Origin of the sequence: Marinobacterium sedimentorum, from assembly GCF_024267675.1 — a bacterium.
In the GTDB taxonomy this organism is placed as follows: Bacteria; Pseudomonadota; Gammaproteobacteria; order Pseudomonadales; family Balneatricaceae; genus Marinobacterium_A; species Marinobacterium_A sedimentorum.
The window spans coordinates 1-295 of sequence record NZ_JALDYX010000114.1; the positions used below are offsets into that span (position 1 = coordinate 1).

Annotated in this window: 1 protein-coding gene; it reads left to right on the top strand. The window is 41.0% G+C overall.

Annotated elements, in window-relative coordinates; translation table 11 throughout:
• Window positions 1–19: 19 nt before the first annotated feature.
• A partial coding sequence (locus tag MRS74_RS24375) for a hypothetical protein (RefSeq protein WP_254582726.1) occupies window positions 20–295 on the top strand: 276 nt, incomplete at its 3' end.

Consider the following 295-nt stretch of genomic DNA (forward strand, 5'->3'; position numbering starts at 1 on the left):
TGGAATGGAATGGAATGGAATGGAACGGAATGGAATGGAATGGAATGGAATGGAACGGAAAGGAATGGAATGGAATGGAATGGAATGGAATGGAATGGAATGGAATGGAATCAACTCGATTGCAATCGAATGGAATGGAATGGAATTAACGCGAATAGAATGGAATGGAATGGAATGGAACGGAACGGAATGGAATGGAATGGAATGGAATGAAATGGAATGGAATGGAACGGAATGGAATGGAATGGAATGGAATGGAATGGAATGGAATGGAATGGAATGGAATGGAATGGAA